General features: G+C 32.0%; 20 protein-coding genes, 2 pseudogenes, 1 riboswitch and 2 other annotated features. Of the genes and pseudogenes, 7 read left to right on the top strand and 15 right to left on the bottom strand.

Annotated features, from left to right (window positions below; all coding sequences use genetic code 11):
- Positions 1 to 252 precede the first annotated feature (252 nt).
- Complete coding sequence (locus CN925_RS16460; RefSeq protein ID WP_098847558.1) at positions 253 to 546, top strand: hypothetical protein; 294 nt, start codon at positions 253 to 255, stop codon at positions 544 to 546.
- A 47-nt stretch (positions 547 to 593) separates the two neighbouring features.
- Here the strand turns inward: CN925_RS16460 and CN925_RS16455 are convergent, their stop codons facing one another.
- From CN925_RS16455 to CN925_RS16445, 3 genes are all read right to left on the bottom strand, one after another.
- Positions 594 to 1919 carry a Na+/H+ antiporter NhaC family protein gene (locus CN925_RS16455; protein WP_098847555.1) on the bottom strand — a complete coding sequence of 442 codons (1326 nt, stop codon included), beginning with the start codon at positions 1917 to 1919 and terminating at the stop codon, positions 594 to 596.
- A gap of 156 nt (positions 1920 to 2075) precedes the next feature.
- Positions 2076 to 2750 carry a GNAT family N-acetyltransferase gene (locus CN925_RS16450; protein ID WP_098847552.1) on the bottom strand — a complete coding sequence of 225 codons (675 nt, stop codon included), beginning with the start codon at positions 2748 to 2750 and terminating at the stop codon, positions 2076 to 2078.
- Between the two features lie 139 nt (positions 2751 to 2889).
- A complete protein-coding gene (locus CN925_RS16445; protein ID WP_098847549.1) occupies positions 2890 to 3780 on the bottom strand; it encodes a PhzF family phenazine biosynthesis protein in 891 nt (296 codons plus the stop codon).
- 245 nt (positions 3781 to 4025) lie between these two features.
- Between CN925_RS16445 and CN925_RS16440 the strand changes: the two genes are divergently transcribed.
- Positions 4026 to 4499, top strand: coding sequence for a pentapeptide repeat-containing protein (locus tag CN925_RS16440; RefSeq protein WP_098847547.1), 474 nt, complete (start codon positions 4026 to 4028; stop codon positions 4497 to 4499).
- Between the two features lie 99 nt (positions 4500 to 4598).
- Here CN925_RS16440 and CN925_RS16435 read toward each other — a convergent pair whose 3' ends face one another.
- On the bottom strand, positions 4599 to 5435 hold the full coding sequence (locus CN925_RS16435; RefSeq protein ID WP_098847544.1) for a DUF2935 domain-containing protein: 837 nt from the start codon (positions 5433 to 5435) through the stop codon (positions 4599 to 4601).
- Positions 5436 to 5469: 34 nt separating this feature from the next.
- On the opposite strand from CN925_RS16435, the gene CN925_RS21805 reads away from it, so the two are divergent.
- Positions 5470 to 5631, top strand: a complete 162-nt coding sequence (locus CN925_RS21805; protein ID WP_180232995.1) for a hypothetical protein — start codon at positions 5470 to 5472, stop codon at positions 5629 to 5631.
- Here the strand turns inward: CN925_RS21805 and CN925_RS21625 are convergent.
- The 4 genes and pseudogenes from CN925_RS21625 to CN925_RS16420 all read right to left on the bottom strand — a co-directional run.
- Positions 5579 to 5690, bottom strand: a pseudogene (locus tag CN925_RS21625) (pyridine nucleotide-disulfide oxidoreductase); the annotation flags it as partial. The gene CN925_RS21805 and the pseudogene CN925_RS21625 sit on opposite strands and share 53 nt — an antisense overlap.
- Positions 5691 to 5764: 74 nt before the next feature.
- Complete coding sequence (locus tag CN925_RS16430; RefSeq protein ID WP_098847541.1) at positions 5765 to 6139, bottom strand: DoxX family protein; 375 nt, start codon at positions 6137 to 6139, stop codon at positions 5765 to 5767.
- Between the two features lie 98 nt (positions 6140 to 6237).
- The gene (locus tag CN925_RS16425) at positions 6238 to 7020 is read right to left on the bottom strand and encodes an arylamine N-acetyltransferase family protein (protein WP_098847539.1); all 783 of its coding nucleotides are present in this window, start codon (positions 7018 to 7020) and stop codon (positions 6238 to 6240) included.
- Between the two features lie 106 nt (positions 7021 to 7126).
- Positions 7127 to 7543 (bottom strand): GNAT family N-acetyltransferase, encoded by a 417-nt coding sequence (locus CN925_RS16420; RefSeq protein WP_098847536.1) that lies wholly within the window; start codon positions 7541 to 7543, stop codon positions 7127 to 7129.
- 497 nt (positions 7544 to 8040) lie between these two features.
- Between CN925_RS16420 and CN925_RS16410 the strand changes: the two genes are divergently transcribed.
- Entirely contained in the window at positions 8041 to 8541 is a 501-nt protein-coding gene (locus CN925_RS16410) for a GNAT family N-acetyltransferase (RefSeq protein WP_098847530.1), read from the top strand.
- A gap of 489 nt (positions 8542 to 9030) precedes the next feature.
- On the opposite strand, the gene CN925_RS16405 is transcribed toward CN925_RS16410, so the two are convergent.
- Both CN925_RS16405 and CN925_RS16400 read right to left on the bottom strand, forming a co-directional pair.
- Entirely contained in the window at positions 9031 to 9903 is an 873-nt protein-coding gene (locus tag CN925_RS16405; protein ID WP_098847527.1) for an AraC family transcriptional regulator, read from the bottom strand.
- A gap of 233 nt (positions 9904 to 10136) precedes the next feature.
- On the bottom strand, positions 10137 to 11465 hold the full coding sequence (locus CN925_RS16400) for an amino acid permease (RefSeq protein WP_098847524.1): 1329 nt from the start codon (positions 11463 to 11465) through the stop codon (positions 10137 to 10139).
- A 57-nt stretch (positions 11466 to 11522) separates the two neighbouring features.
- Positions 11523 to 11749 (bottom strand) — a binding site (T-box leader).
- Between the two features lie 45 nt (positions 11750 to 11794).
- Positions 11795 to 12025, bottom strand: a binding site (T-box leader).
- A gap of 189 nt (positions 12026 to 12214) precedes the next feature.
- Here CN925_RS16400 and CN925_RS16395 point away from each other — a divergent pair.
- Positions 12215 to 12700: a GNAT family N-acetyltransferase gene (locus CN925_RS16395; RefSeq protein WP_098847522.1), complete on the top strand. Its 486-nt coding sequence runs from the start codon at positions 12215 to 12217 to the stop codon at positions 12698 to 12700.
- 99 nt (positions 12701 to 12799) lie between these two features.
- Here the strand turns inward: CN925_RS16395 and CN925_RS16390 are convergent, their stop codons facing one another.
- The gene (locus CN925_RS16390) at positions 12800 to 14077 is read right to left on the bottom strand and encodes an MDR family MFS transporter (RefSeq protein WP_098847519.1); all 1278 of its coding nucleotides are present in this window, start codon (positions 14075 to 14077) and stop codon (positions 12800 to 12802) included.
- 477 nt (positions 14078 to 14554) lie between these two features.
- Between CN925_RS16390 and CN925_RS16385 the strand changes: the two genes are divergently transcribed.
- Positions 14555 to 15133: a DUF2087 domain-containing protein gene (locus tag CN925_RS16385; RefSeq protein ID WP_098847516.1), complete on the top strand. Its 579-nt coding sequence runs from the start codon at positions 14555 to 14557 to the stop codon at positions 15131 to 15133.
- 52 nt (positions 15134 to 15185) lie between these two features.
- Here CN925_RS16385 and CN925_RS16380 read toward each other — a convergent pair.
- The 3 genes and pseudogenes from CN925_RS16380 to CN925_RS16370 all read right to left on the bottom strand — a co-directional run.
- Positions 15186 to 15944: pseudogene (locus CN925_RS16380) on the bottom strand (5'-methylthioadenosine/S-adenosylhomocysteine nucleosidase); the annotation flags it as partial.
- A 272-nt stretch (positions 15945 to 16216) separates the two neighbouring features.
- A riboswitch (purine riboswitch) is annotated at positions 16217 to 16320 on the bottom strand.
- Between the two features lie 423 nt (positions 16321 to 16743).
- Positions 16744 to 17727, bottom strand: a complete 984-nt coding sequence (locus CN925_RS16375; RefSeq protein ID WP_180232994.1) for a ketoacyl-ACP synthase III — start codon at positions 17725 to 17727, stop codon at positions 16744 to 16746.
- A 165-nt stretch (positions 17728 to 17892) separates the two neighbouring features.
- The gene (locus CN925_RS16370) at positions 17893 to 18348 is read right to left on the bottom strand and encodes a GNAT family N-acetyltransferase (RefSeq protein WP_098847510.1); all 456 of its coding nucleotides are present in this window, start codon (positions 18346 to 18348) and stop codon (positions 17893 to 17895) included.
- A gap of 168 nt (positions 18349 to 18516) precedes the next feature.
- Between CN925_RS16370 and CN925_RS16365 the strand changes: the two genes are divergently transcribed.
- Positions 18517 to 19635 (top strand): GerAB/ArcD/ProY family transporter, encoded by a 1119-nt coding sequence (locus CN925_RS16365; RefSeq protein WP_098847507.1) that lies wholly within the window; start codon positions 18517 to 18519, stop codon positions 19633 to 19635.
- A gap of 84 nt (positions 19636 to 19719) precedes the next feature.
- Here CN925_RS16365 and CN925_RS16360 read toward each other — a convergent pair whose 3' ends face one another.
- A complete protein-coding gene (locus CN925_RS16360; RefSeq protein ID WP_098847504.1) occupies positions 19720 to 23250 on the bottom strand; it encodes a S8 family serine peptidase in 3531 nt (1176 codons plus the stop codon).
- Positions 23251 to 23402: the final 152 nt, after the last annotated feature.

Genomic DNA, 23402 nt, shown 5'->3' with positions numbered 1-23402 from the left:
TAACAGAAAGATGCAAAACGTTAAATTGTAAACACACTTAAAGCATTTCTAAATCGTTCTACTTTTAAACCATCTATTTCTGGAGAATCAATTTTAGTAAAAAATTTTTTAAACAATTTCATGAATATTTTTACCAATGTTGTAATAAGATTTAGAACAACCAATTCTTATGTTTCTTTCAAGTTTATTAAGTTGGACAAGCTCAATGTCTTCAAATAGTAGAGAATTTCTATATTTAGGGAGGATTACTGAATGTCAAAATTAATAACGGGTCAAGAACAAATAGTAACTAGAAAAAAATCTGTTCATTTTAAATCATTCTTTCAACGTTTTACTAAAAACCAACTAATTAATGAAACGCCATCACAAATTTTACATAATGAGTTAAGAAGTTTACAAAAACTATTAGAGCTAAAAGAAATTAATTTTATTTATGCCGATCCTGAATACATTGATGTTGCTATTATGGAATTAGAAGCTATACGCACAAAATACAGTATTACTGTTAGACAATTAAAGGAACTACAATCTACTAGTGTTGTATGAAAAAAGAGATAAATAGNNCTATTTATCTCTTTTTTCATGTTTCCTAATTATGAACTGACCTCATACTTCGTTTCATACGTCTTCACTTTTTTAAACACATTAATGAATATCGTTAAGCATGGAAGAAGCCATAAGAATATTGCATAAGGTAAATACTCATGTAACTTCATATTAATAACTGTACTACTCATGATTGCAAGAACATTCCAAGGGATCATCGCTGGAAATAATAGAGTTGTATCCGCCATTAAACGAGCCAATTCTTCTTTGTTATATTTATCTGACCAATGCGTTAAAAACGATCTTCCTGTTAAAATAATCGGCATTGTTTGGTTACCGGCTATTACACATATAATTGCGGTCGCACCAATTGTTTTCAAAGAATCAGATAACATTGAAGTTGAGGTTTGTAGCCATTTATCTAACATAGGCTGAATAATATTTAACTCTTCTAATAACGCATTGTAAATGCCTGCTACAGCAATAAACAATAACAAGCTATACATATGACTTAGCCCACCACCAAGTCCATTAATTCCATACCAAAAAGAATTCACAATTTTACTAAAAGAAATACCATTAAACAAAGCTATTAAACTCCCAGACAAAATACTTATAACATACGAATAAATAATATTGATTCGGAATAATACAAGTGCAACTAATAAGATTGGTGGAATAAATTGTATAAATGTTATGTCCTTACTACTGACGGCTGCATGATGAGCCCCAGTAATTCCTTTGGCAAATTGCAGGTCCATTATACTAAAAAATAAGACTGTAACGAGTACAGCAGTAATTGATGTAAAGAGCATCGCTTTACCTTGTTTTTTCACAGTTGTTTCAACAATACTAGCTAAAAGCTGATGTGCGCTTGAAAATGGTGACGTACGATCGCCGACAAATGCACCTGAAATAACCGCTCCCGCTGATATTTCCACCGGTATATGCAGTAATATAGCACTACTAATAAGAGGAATTCCTAAGGCACTTAATGTTCCAATCGACGAACCCAAAATCATTGAAAAAATCATCGTCGTTAAAAAACAAAACACAAAAAAATGATGTGGATTTATCGCCTGTAACGTAATCGAAACCATAGAAGTTATCGTTCCCGATAAATACCAAGATGGAAGTAAAAAACTAATTAAAAATAAGATAAAAAGTACAATTTTAACTTTTCCTATCCCAAGATAGCTTAACTTCATAATATTTCTAACTTCAGATCCTCTTTTCAAACTTAATACGATCAAAAAAATTAATCCTGGTAAAATTCCAAAAATAAGAGAGATATTTAATATGACGGAACAAATAATTCCAGTCAATGTTACTAATATTAGGAAACTTGCCTGTTTAACTGAATATTGGTCCATCAATGCGCCTTCTTTCAAGCAGATTTATTACACTAAAATGATTAAATATCATTCATTCATTATATAGGCTTTCAAATAATAATACACTTAATTTTTAATTAAAAAGCACTACTTCACTTTGAGAAGTAATGCATTTGTACTAATAAATAGTTGTATTTAACTGAAATGTAAATCTGTTCCATATTGTACTAATTTTAACTTTCGTGCGACTGCCTGCGATGCATAATTGTCCCATGAGGTACTATACAAAGCAGTTCGTCCTTGGCTTTGAATGTCCGCTGCCCATGCATTGGAAACGATGAGACCATACTCTTTTCCACGAAAATCCTCGAGTGTATATACGCTTGCCTCAGCAGCTTCAGCTGATTGTCTGGCACTACAGCAAATCGATACAGCTATGTCATTTTCAATAATAGCATAACAAGGTTCTTTAAATTCTAGCTCCTCAAATGTATAAGGAAAATTTGGTAATAAATATTGTTTATTTGCCTGGGTAATTTTTATTGCTTTCGATGACGCTTTGGCTACTGATTGAAATACATAGGCAGGACCCATCCATAAACGATCTATCTGATGAGTTTTACTTAAAATCTGCATGATATTTACTATTGATATACTAGAGTTAATGTCTAAAGCTTTCTCTAATTCAATTAGCTCCTCTTTTTTAAGACACTCTGAAAACCTTTTTATATTTCCCATTTTGGTGCTTCCTAAATAAAATCGTGGTGCTTTTGTATATGGTGGTTCATTTATTTGTGTTAACTTACCAACTTCATTCTGTTTAAATAATACGTTAATATGCATTTCCATTAACTCTAACTCTGTTTTCAAAAGGACCCCCCCTTGCTACAAACAAATGGCCAATTCAACGGTTAAAAAATTCATCAAGCCGGTACAGTAGATCAACATTTTATTGGAAATTGATTTGGAGATTCCTACTAAATGCATCACCTACTAACATCTTTTCAAGTTATATTTGAAATGCCATCTCCTTAACGTAAACAGCATTTCCAGTAATTTCAATGTCATAAGTCGAATTTACTTTTTTTACATGTACTTTCACACGTCCGTCTTTCTGAATTTCAGTTCCTTGTTCAATAACTAATTCAATTGCGTCGTTAACATCTTTTTGAATATATTTAGCATAATAAGCTCCCAAAACCCCAGAGGCAGTACCTGTTACTGGATCTTCAATCGTTCCCGAAAATGCCGAAGAAAAATGGCGAGCATGAATATTTGCATTTGAATCGTATGTTTCTAAGCAGAAAGGATGAACAGACGCTTTTGGAATTTCGGTTAAAATACTTGGAAAAAGTAGATTATTAGGTTTCATTTTCTCGAATGAAGATAATTTTTTTACCGGTAAAAGTAAATTCCAGGCACCTGTACTCCCATAAAGAGTTGGTAGACTTTTATCGATTTCCTCTACACTAAGACCAATCGAGGAAGCTACTTCATCAATCGAGCCTTTAAACTCTACAAATTCTGGTGTTTTTTGCTTCATCGTTATGTAGATTTCATTATTCGAATGATGAATCTTGATTGGCAAAATCCCAGCCTTTGTTTCAATTGTTAACTCACTTGTGAACTCAAGTAACCCTCTAGTGACCAATGCATATATGACTGCCATTGTTCCGTGACCACATAAATCCATTTCATGACCTGGTGTAAAATAACGAATTTGATAATCAGCAACTTTCGAATTTAATAAAAATGAAGTTTCATTAAATCCAACTTGTTTCGCGACATCCTGCATTTCATAATCAGTCAAAAAATCGCAATCTAAAACGACACCAGCTGGATTACCTTTATTGGGCTCTTTACTAAAAGCATCGTAATGATATACGGTAATATTTTTCATTTTTCTCACCTCATTTAGTTTTTATATTTTATTCTCCACTAACTAATCAAACACGTACTAGTTTTATGAGATTGTTAGAGTAGTAATGATTATTAATTATCTAATAATTTTATATTAATAAGTAGATCAAATAAATCGTTTACATATAAAGCTTTTTTGTCGAAATTAAAAATGAATAAGAGTAAAGGCATTCTTAAGAAGAAAGTTAAATATATTCAATTATCAAAGCTTTAGGAGGATAAGAAATGTCAAATTGGAAGTCTGCATTGTTTGAGTTACAAAAAACAGATATGTCCTTTTCAACATTTAAAGAAGTAAGAGCTGAACACTTAGACTTTAATAACGTAAGCTTGGCGAATTCAAAATTTACAAATGCAAATATGAGTAATCTCGTATTATATGACGTAAATTTATTTGGAACCCGAATTTCAGATGTTAATTTATCAAATACAAAAATAACAAATGGTCATTTAAGAGACTTAGAAATTGATCATGTTCATTTAGTTGGTACTAGCTTCCGCAATATTGTCATTCCGGAAGATCTAAATCTAGACGATCCCTCTAATTCTATTAAATTTGAAAAATGCAATTTAACAAATAGTCAGTTCACGGACTGTGATTTAAGTCATGTTGAAATGAATAATTGCAATTTATCAGGACTGAAAATTAATGGCATTTTAATCGAGGACTTGTTAAAAAGTTATAGTGAACGAAAATAATTTCTCTTATTGATTTTTTCTCATGAGTAACATATACATTTCAACATAGAAAAAAAGAATCTATTATCAGATTCTTTTTCTTATTTATATAGTCATTACTTAATGGTCGTCCAGTACAACATTCCTATTTCCAGTTCCTGTTAACTGTGCTTCGAATGCGTCAATTATATGCAAAAATCGATCTGCTTCTCTAAATACATGGTCTGCTAGTAGTGGGTGAATGATACTTTTGATTCTACAAGCTTCTATTAGGTCTCTGGCTGTTTTTTTAAAGTCTCTAAGTGATTTTACTGATACTCGATTTTCATCAAGGAATTGGTCAAGGATCGGAACTGTTTCTGATTGTGGTCTCATTGATTCTAAATCGACGGCTTGATATAAAAGTTGATCAAAATCATGGCTAAATTCCCTTGCCTGATCAACTAGTTTTCTTTCTGACGGATCTAATAAATGTCCGATAAATTTTGCATGGTCTGCCATAATTCTTAAAAAGAACACATTTTCCTGGATAATTGCAGCAGGTAGTGGTTGGAGTTGACCATTATTTAATTCAGTTAAGCGATTTGCAAAATAGGCTGCTTCTCGACTTGTATGGTCAACTAATAAAGGAAAGTTATTGCCAGTTATTTTACAAGTTAGGAGTAGATTAAGGATTTTCCGCTTATATGCCCAAATCATAGACGCTGCTTGGTGAACCTCATTGTTAAACTGTTTAATTTGCTGGGGATCCGTTTGAAGCGAAAATGATTGTGCTTTATTTCCAATAGCTTCAAAGATCTGGTAAAACTGATCTGCTTCCTGAATTAATTCAGTATCATCACAACTAAAGCCCAATTTAAGAAAAAGGGAATGCTCTTTCATTATTCTCGACCAAAACTGAATTTCATCTAAGGACCGTGCTATAAATGCATCCGACAATCGGACCCCTCCTAACATAATTCATTTCACTCTCTAATATATTGATGAAAAAATGAATTATTACAGATACATCTTTATCAGTAAAGTTATCTATCAGACTACTAAAATTGAAAAAATAAAAAGCATTACTTCAAAAGAAGTAATGCTAGGATATAATAAAATTATGATTTCAAAACATCGTGATCAACATACTGTTTCCCATCTAATTGGCTAATAACCTTAATCGCAACTTTTACTCACACCTGCTGTAATAATGGTATGAACTTTTTTTCCTCAACCCCGCTGCCCATATAGTACTGTCATTATTATCGTCACCTTATTAATCCCTGCATCAATAGATTTTTAAATTAATTAAATCCCGGGAAATTTGAGAGATCAGAATAATTGATCCATAAAAGTACAAACGCCATTATACCTAATAATAATATTGTAAAAGTTTGTTTAAACGAATCTTTAACACGGATATGTGCAATTATTCCACCAATTGCTACAACTCCTAATAATAAACCACCCGCTGGAACCCAACTTTCTTCCCAAAACCCAATAATCAATGATACTGCTCCAACCAATTCAACTAATCCAGTAATTACTCTAAACCATTGTGCTAATTTCAAATGATTAAAACTTTCAACACTTGTTTTTGAACCAAAAACTTTACCTAACCCAGCAATTAAAAACATAAGAGCTAATAAAATTTGCAAGATAATTGATAAAATATCCATTTTTTATCACCCCTTTACTAATATATATGCAATTGAAAAAAGCACATATTACTATAAAAGGAACGATTCAACAACAAATTTGTAAATTCGTAAAACCATTATTTTAAAAGTCCAAAATGTTCCTTCGCTAATTCCCTATATCTCTTTTCATCAATATCCTCTTTCGATACTACACCGTTACTCCATTGGGTAAAAGAAGTATTCGTTAACGTTTTATTTCCCTCATTTGTCAGTTGAGTCATTAAAGGATTTTTATTAAATGGAGATTCCTCGTGATTTGCAATAATTGTTTGAATCTCATTAAATTCTGACACATCTGAAATCACGTCGCGTGAATCAAATGCATATCCAATTCTCCAATCGGGATCTTTATGTTTTAGTTTTAACAGCAATACATAATCCCCGAATTCTGTGTCCTCTTTTTTTATTCGAAACTCACCATTACTAGACGTTATCTTCTCACCTGTAAAGGGAACTGCTTTTAATGGAAGATTCGCTCCAAATCCTGTATCAATTAAGTATGTTTCTCCATTTTCTGTTAATAGGATAGTGACATGTGTTCTTCCAAACGTAGGATATTTTTGAGCTATCTGATCATAAACCACTCCTCTTGCTACCCTCACGTTAAACCCATTTTCAAGAAGAAATAAATAAAGTAAAGAATTCAATTCATAACAGAGACCACCTTCATTTTTTACTAGTAATTTACTAATTAAATTTTCTTTGGTGATCTCATTCGTTTTATTTCCTATAATACAAAGATTTTCAAAAGGTATATTTTTTGCTGTTTTTTCAAGAACATCATTTAAATTATGAAAGTTAATCACTTCATTATCTTTTAATCCGATTCTTTTTCGAAACAATAAATTAAGTTCACTCATTACCGATTCCTCCTACCTCATCAAACCTTTAAATTAATCATAACATTTAAGTTTATAAGCTAAAAAAAATAAGCTGCAAAAGCAACTTCATGTGGTCAAAAATCTCTTATAATCTTTTTTCAAAGTAATATTGATTATACCCTTTTGGATGATTCTCAATTACTCCAAATACTTTAAAACCATGCTTCTTATAAAATTTTGGTGCTTGAAAACTAAACGTATCTACTTTAATAAGGCGACATCCATTTTCGATTGCAAATTCTTCCATTTTATTGATTAGCTGACTACCAAATCCTTCATGTCTATACTCCTCTGCCACCCATAAGAAGTCGATTGATAAATGGTGCCAATACATCCTTCCTGTAATTCCACCTACTATTTCCTCTTGATCATTTCTAACAACAAAACTTATATTTTCTGACGGTACTTTCCTCTCATTAGGAAGTTTATTAGCATTAAATTCAATTACTTTTTTTCTAATAAAATCACTATCTTCCTGTACCCATTGTTTTACTATTTTCATTTTTTCTCCCACTATTCTATTCGACTTAATTACTATTAAATTCTCTAAATAAACCTATAATCCTTTTTGATATTAAAACAAAAAAAACCTTCAAAAATATGAAGGTTTTATTTTAATCATATGGTATAATCTTCCAAAAGGGAGTGAAATGAATATGCATAATGTGTTTTTTCCTCTATTATCAATTATACCAATTTTGTTTTACTTAGCACCTTTAGTTTTTATAATTTGGTTTCTTTTAAAATTCCTTAAAATTCAACAAGAGAAAAATCAAATTCTTAAAAGAATTTCAGATAAATTAGATCACTTTAATAATAATCATTCAGACACTTGAAAGAGCTTATGTCTCTTTCTTTTTTTATTTTTGGGTCTGTTATAAAAGATTGTTGATTTTCTTTTAAAAGTAAATGGCAGGTTAGTTGAACAAGAAAGGGAATACAATTTCCTTTATAGAATATAGTTTTTGATTAATAATCATTACATAAGGCGGGAATTAAATGAACATTAGAAAGATCAAACTAGATGATGCAGAAAACTTTGTAGAACTAATTAAAGAAGTTGAAAAACAGGCTGATTTCATGCTTTATGGGGCTGGAGAAAGAAATATAACGGGCGAGAAACAACGTAAACAGTTAGAAGTTATTGAGAAATCACCTACTTCAACTATATTTGTTGCTGAAGATACTTCTGGAATATTAGTCGGGTATGCGTTTGCGATTGGAAATAGTGCTCCAAGAAAAAAACACTCAGTCTACCTTGCAATTGGAATCTTAGAAGAATACACAGGTAAAGGTATTGGTACTAAATTATTTCAAAGCATAGAGGAATGGGCAATTAATCTGGATATTTCCAGATTGGAACTAACCGTTGTAAAGCAAAATGAAGCAGGTGTAGGCTTATACAAAAAGATGGGTTATGAAATAGAAGGAACAAAAAGAAATTCCTTAATAATAGATGATAAAAGCTTTGATGAGTATTATATGGCTAAATTATTATAATGAGTTCTTATGCAACTAAAGCAGTGCGTTAGTTCAATAGCATAGCTAAAATAGTTATAAAATTTATTAGTGTATTACATCTAGAAACTGAGGATAACGCAATGTATGAATTCGAACATGAGATAAAGAGAAAAGAAAAAATATTTAAGACGTACGTAATTTTATTTAGTGTTAGTGCATTAATAAATTTAGTTTTATTTTTTATGGATAGAGAACTTCTTCGTGGAACAAGTAATCTTTTAATCTATTTCATTGTTATGAGGCTTTGGTTTACGTAAAAAAGCCTGGGCTGTATGGATAATAAAGTTCATGATCTGGTTACATATTATTTACTTCATTATTATTATAATAGCTAAGGCAATTGAATTAATGAATTAAATTTCTTATTGAACTAACTGTTGTTTTAGTTGCATAAGAAAAAACAAAGACCACAATTTTTTTTGTGGTCTTATTTTTTATTTAAAAATGAACAATTTACTTTAACAAAGCCTATTTTTTAGAGATTGGGATCCAAATTTCGCTCTTAAACGTTGGTGACGTGATGTCTTTGTGTTCATTCCATAGTATTTCGGGACCTTCTACTTGTTGGTAATTAGAAGACGGAAACCATTCTGAATATATTCGTCCCCACACTTCTTGCAATGCATCTGGGAATTTTCCAATTGCTTCAAATACTGCCCATGTAGAGGCAGGGACTTCAAGTTGAATGAATTCATTTGGACAGTCATTTGTAGTGGCAACACCAATATAATGATCAAGCTCTCCTTTTTCTTCCATTCTACCTTCAGAAAAATTTGTTGAAGCACTTATTATGCCAAGAGGTTCAACATTGGAGAGTTCTTTTAGTTTCGTTATTTTTTCCATCGTTAAAGTTTTCCACATGGATGCAATTTCCGGATTAACTCCATTAAAAATAATTGGCACTCTCTTTTTTATCCCTACAATTCGAAATGCTTCTTTTTCTTCAATACGGTAGTTCATTTCATTTCCCCCTTTAATTGATAATTGGAAGGTCATTCGTGGAAATGCTTTAAGCGAATTGCCGTTATTTCTAGCTTCTGACGGAGTAATTCCATGTAAGTTTTGAAAGGCTCTCGTAAAGGAATCCGGGGAATTGTATCCGTATTTTAAAGCAATATCAATTATTTTCTTGTTATGATCTTTAAGTTCAAACGCTGCAATAGTAAGACGGCGGCGACGTATATACTCTGAAAGAGAAATTCCAGCAAGAAACGAAAACATTCTTTTAAAGTGATACTCAGAACAAAAAGCCCGTTTAGATAGCTCTTTATAATCAATCTCATCTGTCAAATTTTCTTCAATATATACTAGCGCCTCATTCATATTCTTCAACAAATCCATTTGATGACCTCCTTCATCAATAGAATAACAAGAACGAATTAAACCAATCCGACATTTCATGCTAAGTTATGTAGGGTACTATTTGTGAAAGGGAGCCACATTAAGTAGCTCCCAAAAATTATAACGTTTTACATTCAATTTCATATTAACTTTAACATAAACACGTATTTCGCACCTAAATATCTAGCTATCATTCATTAAAAAATTGGGCACCAATTAAGGTGCCCAAATTTTTAATGCGTTTGTTTTCTTCCATTTATAAATGAACATAAAACTAATACAACTAACATACCTAAGCATACAAAAATACTTAACCTGTTCTGTTCACTGAATGCAAATGCTATACAACTCACACTTAATGCAATTACTGTAAAAGATGTTACGTACGGAAATCCCCATACTTTATAATGCGGCATCTTAGTATAAGTTTTTCGAAGTTTAATTTGTGCTAAACAAATACTGATCCATACTAATGATACTGTAAATCCTGGGATTGCCATTAAATAACCAAAAACGCGATCTGGTGAAAAATAAGCTACAAAAGTGCCCCCAATTAAAATAATTGCACTTACAATAACCGTATAAATAGGTACACCATTTTTAGAAATTTTTGCAAAAACCTTTGGCGCTTCTCCTTCAGTTGCTAATGAATACATCATACGTGTACAGCCGTAAATACCTGAATTTGCTGCAGATAATACCGCCGTAATTAATACAAAGTTCATAATATGAGCTGAACCTTGAAAACCTACTGTTGATAAAACTTGAACAAATGGACTTTCTTGATTACCAATTTCATTCCATGGAATTAATCCGCAAATAATTAAAATCGGAAGCGTGTAGAATAAAACAATTCTCCAAATAACCCCTTTTATTACTTTTGGTATTACCTTTTCTGCGTCTTTTGTTTCTGTTAAAGTCAATCCAATTAGCTCTGAACCACCGTAAGAAAAAATAACGATTAATAAAGCAGAAAATACGCCTGACCAGCCGTGTGGGAAGAAACCTTTATGCTGAACATAATTTTGTACATAATCGGTATGATCACTTGGAATAATGCCAAATAATATTCCAGCGCCTAACGCAATAAATAAAACAATCATTGTAATTTTAATTCCTGCAAACCAGAACTCTATTTCACCATATCGTTTTACATTCATAAAATTAACAGCCACAATAAAAATTGCACTAATAAAACTTAAAGACCATAAAGACATTGAAGGAAACCAATATTGTAGAAAGCTACCAGCTGCGATTACTTCAATAACACAAACAACTAACCACATAAAACAGTACAACCAGCCAATGACGAAAGAAACTCTTGTACCAAACGCTTTACGAATAAATCCTTTCATATTCAAACCTGGAAATGCAATTGCCATTTCTGCAATTGCACTCATTACAACAAGAAGTAATAATCCCGCAAACAAATATGAAAAAATAACTGCAGGTCCTGCAATCGATACAGTTTCTGATGTTCCTTTAAAAATACCTGTACCAATTGCACCACCAAGTGCCATGAAACGGATATGTCTAGGTAGTAAATTTTTTTGTAATTCCATTTTCTATCTCCTCTTCCTAACTTATAATTTTATAAAAAAATCGCCCCTGCCACTAACGACAGGGACGATTTACACCGTGGTACCACCCTAATTGCAGAATTAAATCTGCCACTTGTTTTATTTAACGATCGATGACCGTCTTTTTCAAATTAAATGTCGACCTTTACTTCGAAAAAGATGCTCCAAGATTGAAATTCACGCTTGTTTTTGTACTGGTTCACACCATCCACCAGCTCTCTTAAACAGTGAAACAAACATTACTGTATTCCCTTCATTGCATTTCCTATATTCAATTTTAAACTAATAAAAAAGTCCCTACTGATTGTATCAGTAGGGACGAATTATTCGCGGTACCACCCTAGTTGCAGAAATATTCTGCCTCTTAAAATTTGATAACGATCATAATTGACCGTTTTCCCCTCAGTAAAGATTACACTTTACTTCGAAAAAAAAAGCTCCAGGACCGAAATTCATCCTTATCTTTGTACTGATTTCCACCAACCATCAGCTCTCTATTACATTGAGATAAGCACTACTTAAATTCCCTTCATTGCTTAAAACTATATTAATCTAACATTAGTAGATTGTTTCTTTTTTTAATATGTTTTGTATTATAGAGGTTATTTCATAATTCTGTCAACATCTATTTATTATATTTAGTTTTACTACTTTACAAAATACTAGTTTAAATAGTTTGTGAGCTATGAAATTAATATAATATAATTAAGAAAAATGGAGAGGGGTACATCATGCTAAACATACGAAATGTAAGATTAGAAGATTTATCTGAACTTGTAGAAATTGAAAATCTTTGTTTTTCAAAAGAAGAGGCAGCAACAAAACAGGCATTCGAAAAACGCATTAAATTAATTCCCGATAGTTTTTTTGTAGCTGAGGAAGATGGTAAATTAGTTGGTTTAGTTAACGGTCCTGTTATAAATGAGGCTTTCATTACAGATGATTTATTTAGCGAAATTAAAAAAAATCCATCTACAGGTGGTCATCAAAGTATCTTAGGCATAGCAGTTTCTCCACAAAATCAAAATAAAGGAATCGCATCTAAATTACTTTCTCATATTGAAAAAGTTTCAAAAGAAAATAATCGTGATTCAATCACTCTTACATGTAAAGAAAACTTAATTCGTTTTTACGAAAATCATGGCTTCATCAATAACGGTATTTCTAGCTCAACACACGGTGGAGTAAAATGGTATAACATGATTAAAAAACTGTAATAAGGCTTTAGCTTATTACAGTTTTTTGTGTCTGCCACTAAACCTCTATTCACCTTACTATTTCAATAAAAAATAGTCACAAAATGCAACTCTTGTAAATTAAGAATTTATTCCGACAGTCTTTTCTTGCTCATGCAATATTTCTCCCTTCATTCTTCTTTCCAATGCAGGCGTAATTCGAACAAATATAAGAATACCGATTACACCTAAACTTGTTAAAAAGAAGGATGTCGCGAAATTGGATAAGTATGCACTTAGTGAAACCGTTATTGAACAGATAAACATCGCTAAATTAAATGTTAAACCTGCAACCGCCATATAGGAACTCCTTGTTTCTTCTGCTGGTAAGTTAGCCATATAGTTTTGTTGAACTGGTACTCTTAATACTTCAGCAACTGTTGCTATGAACATTGCAATAAATAATAGCCAAATAGAGTTACTATATGAAATTACTGCATACCCTCCAACAAATGCAACACAACTCCAAATTAACGTTTTTCGATCATCCAACTTCCCTACTATTTTAGAAGCGAAAAGTGCCATTACTACTACAAGTATCGTATTTTCTGTACGCAGGAAACCATTCATCTCGATTCCACCAAATGTCCAGTCCAATAAATGTTGTGTGTGGAAATCATTTGCTAATCGAATACTGATATAATTTGTTAATTGGAATTCCATTGAAAGCACTAGCAAACCTGCCAGTACATAAAGAATAAAAAGCTTATCTTGAAAAACGTCACGATAATTTGAAATCATTTTTTGAGCGTGATGAGCAATCTTCTTTGTTTCCGTCTTTTCCGTAACTAAGCTTTCTTCAACAAAAAATGCAATTAAGATCCATGTAACAAGTGAAGCAACTGAGAGAGCTAATAATAATTCAAATAAATATGATTTAAATAAAAATCCTCCAAGCATACCACCAATTGCAATCGATAAATTGTTTGACCAATACATGATTGAGTACATTAGCTTTCGTTCCTCTGGCTTACTCACATCTATTAACATTGCCTGATTTGCTGGCCCTGCTAATCCCCAACAAATACTATTTAAAGACATCATAAAGAATGTAATAAGAGGGGATGAAAACCAAGGTGAATTACAAAGCATCATCGTAGTAAACGCTAGTAAGCGAATCGTTTCAGCAAATACAATCGTCTTTTTCCGACCAAACTGATCCGAAAAATACCCTCCAAAAAAGTTCATAATAATTCCGATAAATACATTAACAAGCAAAAGTAATCCTGCTTGTTTTACCCCAAAGTGCTTAGATAAATAAATCGCCATAAAAGGAAAAATCATACTTCCAATTGACGAACTTAAGAACGATTCAAGTAATCGAATTTTAATATTTTTATGAAATTTTAGTATCCCCACGCTCTTTCTACCTCTCTTTATCTGTTAAATAATCCCCTTCGTTTTACCCTACTATTAGATAAACCTAACATTTGCATGAAAATTCCCCCTTTTTAAATTTTTCACTAAATTAGCATAGCAGTTATTTTCAATTATGCCAATATCATTACTAATACTTTTTCCCTATATAAATGAGAAAAATTGGAATATCAAAAATAAACCAAATTTACTTGCTAAAAAAAATGTATGGTATTTTTTGGTAGGTCTCCTAGTCCATAAAAAATAACAGTATCACTATTTTCGCACCACATTTCTTTTTTCTTTGGGCCTTTGAAGTAAAATATTAAGATTCCAAATTCTTTCACACGTTGATTATTTTTCCAATTAATTTTTAGTAAAAAATAACTAATTTTACTTACGGAATGAACTACTTATTGAAACGAAACTGCAATTAGACTATTATCTAATTAGATAAATATAAAAGTAGGTGTGTATTAATTGCAAATAAGTAAAATTGTAGATTTCCATAAAGCTTTAGGTGATCTTACCCGTGTACGCATTATTGCTTTACTTCAGCAAGGACATTTAAGTGGACAAGAAATTGCCAATAAATTAAATCTTAAACCCCCAACGATTACCCATCATATGTCAAAGCTTAGAGAAGTTGGCCTAATAAAAGAGCGCCGAGAAAAAAACACCATCTATTTCTCTTTAAATACTAAAATTTTAGAAATGAGTGCGAAAGCAATTTTCACAGTGGGAACAGGAGGAGATTCTAATATGGAAATGTCAGTTACTGAAAGTGAACGCTCAAGCATTATCAATAACTTCTTTACAAAAGAAGGTAAACTTAAAATTTATCCCGCTCAGCGAAAGAAAAAGCTTGTCGTTTTAGCGCATATGATTAAAGGCTTAGAATTTGGTAGAATTTATCTAGAAAATGAAATCAATGAATATTTGAAGGAATTTCATGAAGATTACGCTACATTGAGACGTGAGCTCATTATGTGTCAATATATGTATCGTGAAAATAATCAGTATGAATTAAATCCAGTTGAATTATGGTGGTTGAAATAACTAGAAAAAAAGAAAAAGAGATACTTTAAAAATATCTCTTTTTCTAAAATTATTATTTACTTGGATTTGTAGAAATATATTTCTTAACTACTTCCATTACATACTCTTGACAAGCAGTAGCTGTAGTTGGATCATATTTTCCGCCATTTGTTTTATTGTTTGATAGTACACGAATTCCTAAGAAAGCTACATTATATGCTTGAGAAATTTGAGCTGCAGCAGCGCCTTCCATTTCTTCTACTGAAGTTCCATATTTAGTATGGAACCATTTAATGCGATCAACTTCATTGTTCCAAACGTCCGCAGATCCGATCGTACCTTCTACAACTTTACCTTTAGTGTATTTATTTTTCACCGCATTTGCAGCTGCTAATAAATCTTTATTACCTTCGTAGAAACGTGGTTTTTCAGCATTTGGATCTTCACCCGCACTACCTTCTGAAGCCATTAAATCCATTGGTTTCCAGATTGTTGGGTCAATTCCTTCGTTTTCCTCTTTAGAAGCTGTTTTTAATGAACCAATATTCGTTGTATTTTTACCTAAAACGATATCAAAAACATTTAAATTTGGATCATGGCCACCAGATGTACCTTGGTTAATAATTGCGATTGGTTTATATTTTTCAATTGCAATCGCTGTAGCAGCAGCAGTATTTTCCATACCTTTACCTGTTTTTGCTACAATCACTGGATAATTATTTAAAGTACCTTTGTAAAATACGAAACTACCTGATTTTTCAATTTTTACATTTTTTAACTTACTAGCAAACTTTTCAGCCTCAATTGGCATTGGTCCTTCAATAATGATTGGTTTAAGATGTTTCGTTTTTGCTTCTGCAGTGTTCGATTTAAAGTTATAACCTACAGATACAGAGATTAATAGTGCAGAAATAATTCCTACTAAACCGTATTTTTTTAACAATTTCTTTTCCCCCTAGATGATATTTACACTCGATGTTTGTCAAAAAAAATGGTCTAGAACAAGTAGAACAATCTCTACCTTCTAGACCACGAAAGTTAAAGTATAGATCAGCAATAAATAAAATTTAATGCTAACCATCATGATTGGTTACAAAAAATGAAACCAATTATACTTTAACCCGTAGTCTAGTTCTTTCATTGGGAACCAGGTAGAAACGCTCAGACCATATTACTGAGCATATACGAGTAATGTTTAAGAATGATTACACTGCTAATATATCATCTCCGAAATATATTTTCAACACAAAACATGAACTTTTTTTGAAAAATCAATAATAACGTTCGTGTTTTAGAGGAGGTAATCGGTTTAATTTGAATAAATAGTTAAAAAACAAATGTATTTACTATCTTTCGCTATAACAACCGAAACATAATTTCACTTTTTAGAATTTATATTTATTTTTCATAATAATACTTTCCCATCTACAAAAAGCCAAAACAGACCCATGCATACAAAATTTATGATCGAGTAACTGGAATAAGAATAAACCTCGAAGCAGCCCGTTATGAGGAACTTATTTTCTTTTTCTTGCTATATTACTTCCTCATGAACCTCTTTTACGGGATATTTCATCATCTTTTGCTTGATTTACTCTCTCACAATCCACTTTTGAGTATCCAATTCTTATTTACAAAGTCCAATTAATAAGTAATCCAGCATGGGTTAATCCACCACCAAAACCATATAGTAAAACCTTATCTCCATCTTTAAGTTTACCTTCCTTAACTCCCTTAACTAAAGATAATGGGATCGTGGCTGATGATGTATTTCCGCAATCAACTAAGCTATATAATGTTTTATCGATTGGAAACTTACTTCTTTCACAAATCGATTCGATCATTCTTAAGTTAGCACTGTGAGGAACAAACCAATCAACTTCAGTTAATGAAGTTGCTCCATTATCTAGAACAGCTTGCATACCTTTTGGCACAGTTGTAACAGCCCATTTGTATACCTCTCGACCATTTTGGACTATATAATTGCTATTTGAAATTTCCTCTTCAAACATTTGATTCGATAAATGCGAACAGTATAAATGCTTCCCTTTTTCTCCTTCTGATCCTAAATGAGAAGAAATGAAACTAGGTTGTATTTCATCGTACTCTACTAAAGCTGCTCCGGCTCCATCACCAAATAAAATACATGTTGTTCGATCTTCGAAATCTGTAATTTTAGATAATGTTTCTGCACCTACAACTAAAATTTTTCGATTTAAACCTGCTGTTATTAATCCATTTGCTATATACAAACCATAAGTAAATCCAGCACAAGCAGCGTTTAAATCAATTGCCCCCGCATTTTTTATCCCTAACTTTGCTTGAACGATTGAAGCGACACTTGGGGTTTTAAAATCAGGTGTTAAAGTACAAACGATAATCATATCAACATCTTCAACATTCTTGTTGTATTTATCCATCAAATCCTTTATTGCCTTAAAGCTTAGGTCACTTGTATATTCATTTGTATTTGCAATTCGTCTCTCTTTTATGCCAGTTCGCTTTACAATCCATTCATCATTTGTTTCAACTATTTTTTCTAAATCCTTATTTGTTAATACTTTTTCTGGTACATATGAACCTATTGCAGTGATACGTGCTTTCGAATTTTGCATTATGGTCACCTCAGTCATATTTTTTTATTTCTTCCCAATATTATAACACCAGATATTAATACTAGGTACTAATTTTATTTTAAAATTTTTTTGTTTAATTTATTTAAATTTGGGCGTGTGAATAAAGAAAAAGTTGCTACGACAGCAACTATACTTTCAAATAGATTACAATTCTAACGTCATAAAAACACTATTAGGATCGTCTTTATAATCAGCAAAAGGCTTACAATACTTAAAACCAAAAAGCTCATATAGTTTTTTTGCTGGATTAAATGCTTCCATCGAACCAGTTTCTAAACTGATTCTCTTATACCCTCTGCTTTTCGCTTCTTCGATTATGTGTTGGAGCATGCGTCTTGCCACACCTTTTCTTAAATGAGCTGAAGAAGTTCTCATTGATTTTACTTCTCCATGTATAGAGTCAAGTTCTTTTAGAGCCCCACATCCAACTAATTCACTTTGTTCCCATACACTCCAAAACGTAATTTCCGGTTTCTTTAATCCTTCAAGATTTAGCGCATGGATGCTTTCAAGTGGGGAATTCTGTGCCATCCCTTGTAGATGTTCACTAATTAGCTTAGCAACTTCAGTTCCAGTTAAATCATCAACCTTAATTTCCACGTAATGACCACCTTATTCCTATTTTTAATGACTGTTACTATTATACTAAATTTGTCTAACTCTTTTTTAGTCACAAAAAATTACTTAATGAACTCTTAAATAAAATAGAATTTTATGGAAAAAATAATGTTCTAGAAGAAAAATAAGAAGTCAAAAGAAGGAATCTTAATGAATCGTAAATTAAATATAAGTGGTTTTCAATTCTTTTGTATGATTTTTATGTTTGGGGTCGGTACTTCACCACCTGTTGAAATATATGCTAGAGCTAAACAAGATGGATGGATTAGTTTATTACTAGGACTTTTTGCTGCTTGTTTAATCTTTGTAGTTTATATTAAGTTATATGAATTATTCCCTGATATTCCTTTAACAAAATATATTCAAATTATTTTAGGGAAATATATTGGAAAAATATTTGCATTAATCTACATTTTATATTTTCTTTATATTACTGCAAGCACTTTACGTGATTTTGAGGATTTATTAACAATCACTCTATATAATGCTTCTTCTCTAATTTCAATTGGATTAATTATGATGTTATTAATCATGTATGCAATTTCTAAAGGGCTAGAAACTTTCGCCCGCTCATGTGAGTTTATCTTTATTATTATCATGATTCTTGTCTTCATATTTATTGGATTTGAAATCATTTCAAAATTAATACAAATTGATAATTTAAGACCTGTTTTAGAACATGGATGGAAACCAGTATTTAAAGCTTTTCCGATTTCCTTTACAGTACCTTTTAGTGAAATCTTGACATTTACAATGATTATGCCTCATTTAAAAAAACAAGAATTAGCAATAAAAGTAGGAATTCCAGCCTTTATATTTTCGGGACTTATACTAATCTTATTTGCATTTTTAAATATTGCCATACTAGGTCCAGCCGTTATTGAAAGAACAATCTACCCACTTCTAACATCAGTTAGTTATATTAATATTGCGGATTTCATCCAAAGATTGGACACTTTCATTGTTATCATTGCAGTATGTAATGCCTTTGTAAAAATTACAATTTACTTTTATTGTGCGGTATCTGGGGCAGCAGACTTATTTAATATAAAGAAAAGTGACCAGCTAGTTTACCCTCTTGGCATTATTACTGTTTTATGTTCATTATGGGTAGCTTCTAGTTTTCTTGAGCATCATTTAGAAGTGACCCATTTAATACCTTATTTGCTTCATTTTCCACTTCAAATAATTATTCCGGTTAGTTTATTATTCATTGTTCTAATCCAAGGGAAACTAAAAAACAATAAAGACTTGAATTATAGTGAATAAAACTCCTGAAGCAAAAAATGCCAATACAAAAAGGCTCTAGTTTCTACTAGAACCTTTTTATATGTGAACTTAAAAACTATCGTATTATTGAGTAACTGTTATCGTTTTAGGCGTTGTTGTTACTTTAAAGCCGTCTTTTGTTACAACATCTACTGTAATCGAATATGTGCCATTTGGAAGATCTTTTTCAGGTGCCCATGACGTTCTAAATGTGTGTTCATTTTCAAACGTTGCTGAATCTACAAGTTTTCCATTAGCATCTTTCACATTAATCGTCCAGTCTGCTCGATTATAACCAAAAACAGAAATTTTTGCTGGTTTAGACTCGTTAATTCCTGTAGTTGGAGAAACTCCCCAAGTTTGCATTGCTATTCCTTGTGTATTATAGCTTTGATCTCCCCATTTAGTCCAAGAAATGTTTCCTGCATAATCAACCGCTCTAAATACCATACCTTTTGGTTCGGAATTAACTGTAAGAGTTTTTACACCAGGCTGTAGTGAATAATATTTACCATTTACATAAATATCAGTAAAATAAAAATCAGTTGCATTATCTGTCGCATCAAATGTAATGACATATTTTCCATCTTTTGGAGTTACCTTGATGTCGGAAACTGTTGGTAAAACTGTATCTACAATCATTGGCATTTTAACAGTTTGAGGTCTAGCATTTGAATAAGCTAAAGTTGTTTTAATTACGTAATAATACGTCCCATCAGGAACAAACTTTCCTGATTCGTCTTTCATATCCCATTGATATAAAGAATAACCATAGTCGCCGTTAAACATTATGTTCTTTCTAAACTTCCAAGCTTCTCCAGTTCCAGTATATTCACTGTAGTCACCTAAATATCTAAGCTGCTTTCCAGAAGCATCTTCAATAGAGATCTCAGCTTTTTCTAAATTACGTAAAACGCCCATTCCACCAAAAATTCCCTTATCAAAATAGTTTGAAGAGAAAGCAATATGGTTTAAATCAAAGCCTGCTCCATTGTACCCTAATGGTGCTCCTCCTTCTGTAGTATCATTCCAAAGTGCTGTACGACCTGCAAAAGAATCTTTTTCCCAAGCTGGCGCATCGATGTTACGTGGCTCATCCCATTTTCCATAAAAGCCCATATAAGGAACTGTGATTGGTACAGCTTTATCTTGGTCTTCTGCCACTGGTACAAGACGAACATATCCTTCTACAAAACTATTTTTCTTTAATGAATCTGGTAAAGATACATTAACCGTTAACATTTTTGTTTGCCCTGGTTTGATTTTCAATGTAGATCCTTTTTTATCTGTTACGATATTATCATTAACAGTGACTTTTGCTCCCTTAATTTGTTCACTTGATAAAGTTAAATAATCTTTTGAATCTAATTGTCCATCATGATCAAAATCAAATTGCTTTGTTTCTGTCTTATCTTTTAATAAATCAACATATACATTGTATTCAATATCAGCGCTATTATTTTTACCTTTAGGTACATCAAAAGCTTCTACGTTTAATTTAAAGCTTGTATTTTGACCGATTTCCTTTAGTGCTACCGAACCAGCCTGTTCTAAAGATGCGTTTCGATTTGTTACAATAACTGGCGTATTAATCGCATTTTGAATTTGCATTAAACCAGAACCTTGAATACGTGGTGAATATGGAACTTCACTATTTATTCTTGGATCCATAATGACTTTAGATGTATTCATTAATGCAATTTTCGCTTTTAAAACTGTATCTTCTGAATGTTGTAGTCCTTTTTCATAAAGTGACTGTAATACTAAAGTTGAACCACCTGCAACGTGCGGTGTAGCCATTGATGTACCACTCAATACTTGATATTTGTTCCCTGGAATTGTTGAATAAATATTTCCGCCTGGAGCCGACATTTCAGGTTTAAAATCTAATGTAGGAGTTGTACCCATTGATGAAAAATAAGACATCGTATCTTTATCAGGGTTATCTACCCAGTAATCACCGATATTTTGCATACTTAAATATTGGCCACTAGGCATTTTACTCATTTTATCTAATAATGCTTGACCGATTGATTTACTAGTTGAAGCAGTCGGTGTTGCAGATCCAGTAACTGGTAGAGTTTTATAATCTGACCAGTTTGAAGGAGGTATCATAATAATAGCCTTCGCTCCTGCTGACTTTGCAGTAAATTGAATACTTGAAACAGAACTATATGAATTTAAAAGTTTAACTACGGCAATATAATTTGTTTTTCCTTTTGGATAATCAGCTGCCGTTTTTCCTTCATTTACATATACCAAATCATAGTTTGTATTTGGTAATAGATTATTAGATACATTGAAAGCTTGTCCATATTGAGAATGGTCTTTGAATGGAACTGCTAAGCTTCCATCTGAAATTGCGTTCATATGAATTTTAGCATTTTCAAAGGAAGCAACTGATAAAGCAAATGGGCTTACACCAGGTGAGCCAACCGTTCCAATATCAGGATTTTCCGCAAATGGTTTTACTGTTGCAGGTGTTAGCAAGGCTTGCGAACTGAATGCTGAATTTCCAGCAGCCACAACAACTAATGTGCCTTTTTCTGTCGCATTTCTGATTGCTTTTTGAATCGGATCGTAGTTTTCGTCTACATAGCCTGCATCACTACCTAAGCTCATATTAATTACATCTGCACCCATAGTAACAGCATGCTCAATACCTGCAATAATATCATCCTCATAAGCACCGCCACCATTATCAGAAAATACCTTTTCTGCTAATAGTTGAACACCTGGGGCAATACCGGCTACTCCGCCAGTTGCATCATCACCATTTGCTCCAATTGTTCCAGCAACGTGTGTCCCGTGTAGACTACCTTTTGTTCCAGGAATAACATCAGTATCGTTATCTGCCCAGTCATATCCAGATGGTACTTTATCTGAATACCAAGTTTCATTAACATCTGTTGTTGTTGCAAACTGGTCGAATTTATCCTTTGTCCATTTTTCTTTCGCTTTAGCTGCATCTGATAGTTTCATATCTTTATGAGACCAATCAATACCCGAATCTACAACACCTACTAATAAACCTTCACCTTTGTAACCATATTGCTCCCATACTTTTTGAGCTTGTACTAATTCTTTACTTGCTGCCATATTTTCTTGGAATGTTCTAGCAATAGAAACATGCGTAACTCCAGGGATCGACTGGATATCTTTTAAATTTTTATATTGTGTTTCAACACTAAAACCGTTAAATCCTTCAAAATAACGATGTTTTACCTTAAAATCCACATTTGATTTTGAATTTTTTTGTTTTGAGATTTCACCAATTACATTGTCTTGTTTTTCTTTAAACATTGCTTTTTTATGCTTAGGTGTTGCTTGTTCGCTATCAGTTGGTTGTTCCACTTGAACGATTAAATGAACTTCTTCATCTGGTTTAAATGTTTTCATAGAAACTCGGTTGTCTTCTTTATACAAGGAGTTTTCTTGTGTTAAATTTAGCTTATTCTTTGCAAATAAAGATGTACCTTCGTCAAAAGTTACATCAGTTGATCCAGTTTGAGGTGTAACGTTATCATTGTCCGCAAAAGCTAATGATGTAAAAAGTAATGATACTAAGGCAGTGGTAGACATAACTTTAAACGCTTTAAATTTTCCGTTTTTCATAACAACACTCCTACAATTTTATTCTGTATTTATTAAAATCCACCTTGGATCTATAGAGTAATAGTTAAATATAATGAGAAACTTATGTTTTCCTATTTATCTGATTTTCGTGGCTGTTAATTAAATACAGTTAAATTGTACATCTGTCATAT

This window comes from Bacillus sp. AFS055030, from assembly GCF_002574545.1.
Classification (GTDB): domain Bacteria; phylum Bacillota; class Bacilli; order Bacillales; family Bacillaceae_G; genus Gottfriedia.
The sequence above is the reverse complement of the archived record's forward strand: the minus strand, read 5'-3'. Positions and strand labels throughout refer to the sequence as shown.

Excerpts from the sequence above, each read along its gene's own strand:
- CN925_RS16455 (WP_098847555.1), bottom strand. The coding sequence starts at position 1,919 with ATGGACCAATATTCAGTTAAACAGGCAAGTTTCCTAATATTAGTAACA.
- CN925_RS16405 (WP_098847527.1), bottom strand. The coding sequence starts at position 9,903 with ATGGATTTGTTGAAGAATATGAATGAGGCGCTAGTATATATTGAAGAA.
- CN925_RS16445 (WP_098847549.1), bottom strand. The coding sequence starts at position 3,780 with ATGAAAAATATTACCGTATATCATTACGATGCTTTTAGTAAAGAGCCC.
- CN925_RS16395 (WP_098847522.1), top strand. The coding sequence starts at position 12,215 with ATGCTAAACATACGAAATGTAAGATTAGAAGATTTATCTGAACTTGTA.
- CN925_RS16400 (WP_098847524.1), bottom strand. The coding sequence starts at position 11,465 with ATGGAATTACAAAAAAATTTACTACCTAGACATATCCGTTTCATGGCA.
- CN925_RS16420 (WP_098847536.1), bottom strand. The coding sequence starts at position 7,543 with ATGAAAATAGTAAAACAATGGGTACAGGAAGATAGTGATTTTATTAGA.
- CN925_RS16435 (WP_098847544.1), bottom strand. The coding sequence starts at position 5,435 with ATGTTAGGAGGGGTCCGATTGTCGGATGCATTTATAGCACGGTCCTTA.
- CN925_RS16410 (WP_098847530.1), top strand. The coding sequence starts at position 8,041 with ATGAACATTAGAAAGATCAAACTAGATGATGCAGAAAACTTTGTAGAA.
- CN925_RS16425 (WP_098847539.1), bottom strand. The coding sequence starts at position 7,020 with ATGAGTGAACTTAATTTATTGTTTCGAAAAAGAATCGGATTAAAAGAT.
- CN925_RS16375 (WP_180232994.1), bottom strand. The coding sequence starts at position 17,727 with ATGCAAAATTCGAAAGCACGTATCACTGCAATAGGTTCATATGTACCA.
- CN925_RS16360 (WP_098847504.1), bottom strand. The coding sequence starts at position 23,250 with ATGAAAAACGGAAAATTTAAAGCGTTTAAAGTTATGTCTACCACTGCC.
- CN925_RS16365 (WP_098847507.1), top strand. The coding sequence starts at position 18,517 with ATGAATCGTAAATTAAATATAAGTGGTTTTCAATTCTTTTGTATGATT.
- CN925_RS16430 (WP_098847541.1), bottom strand. The coding sequence starts at position 6,139 with ATGGATATTTTATCAATTATCTTGCAAATTTTATTAGCTCTTATGTTT.
- CN925_RS16460 (WP_098847558.1), top strand. The coding sequence starts at position 253 with ATGTCAAAATTAATAACGGGTCAAGAACAAATAGTAACTAGAAAAAAA.
- CN925_RS21805 (WP_180232995.1), top strand. The coding sequence starts at position 5,470 with ATGAATTATTACAGATACATCTTTATCAGTAAAGTTATCTATCAGACT.
- CN925_RS16440 (WP_098847547.1), top strand. The coding sequence starts at position 4,026 with ATGTCAAATTGGAAGTCTGCATTGTTTGAGTTACAAAAAACAGATATG.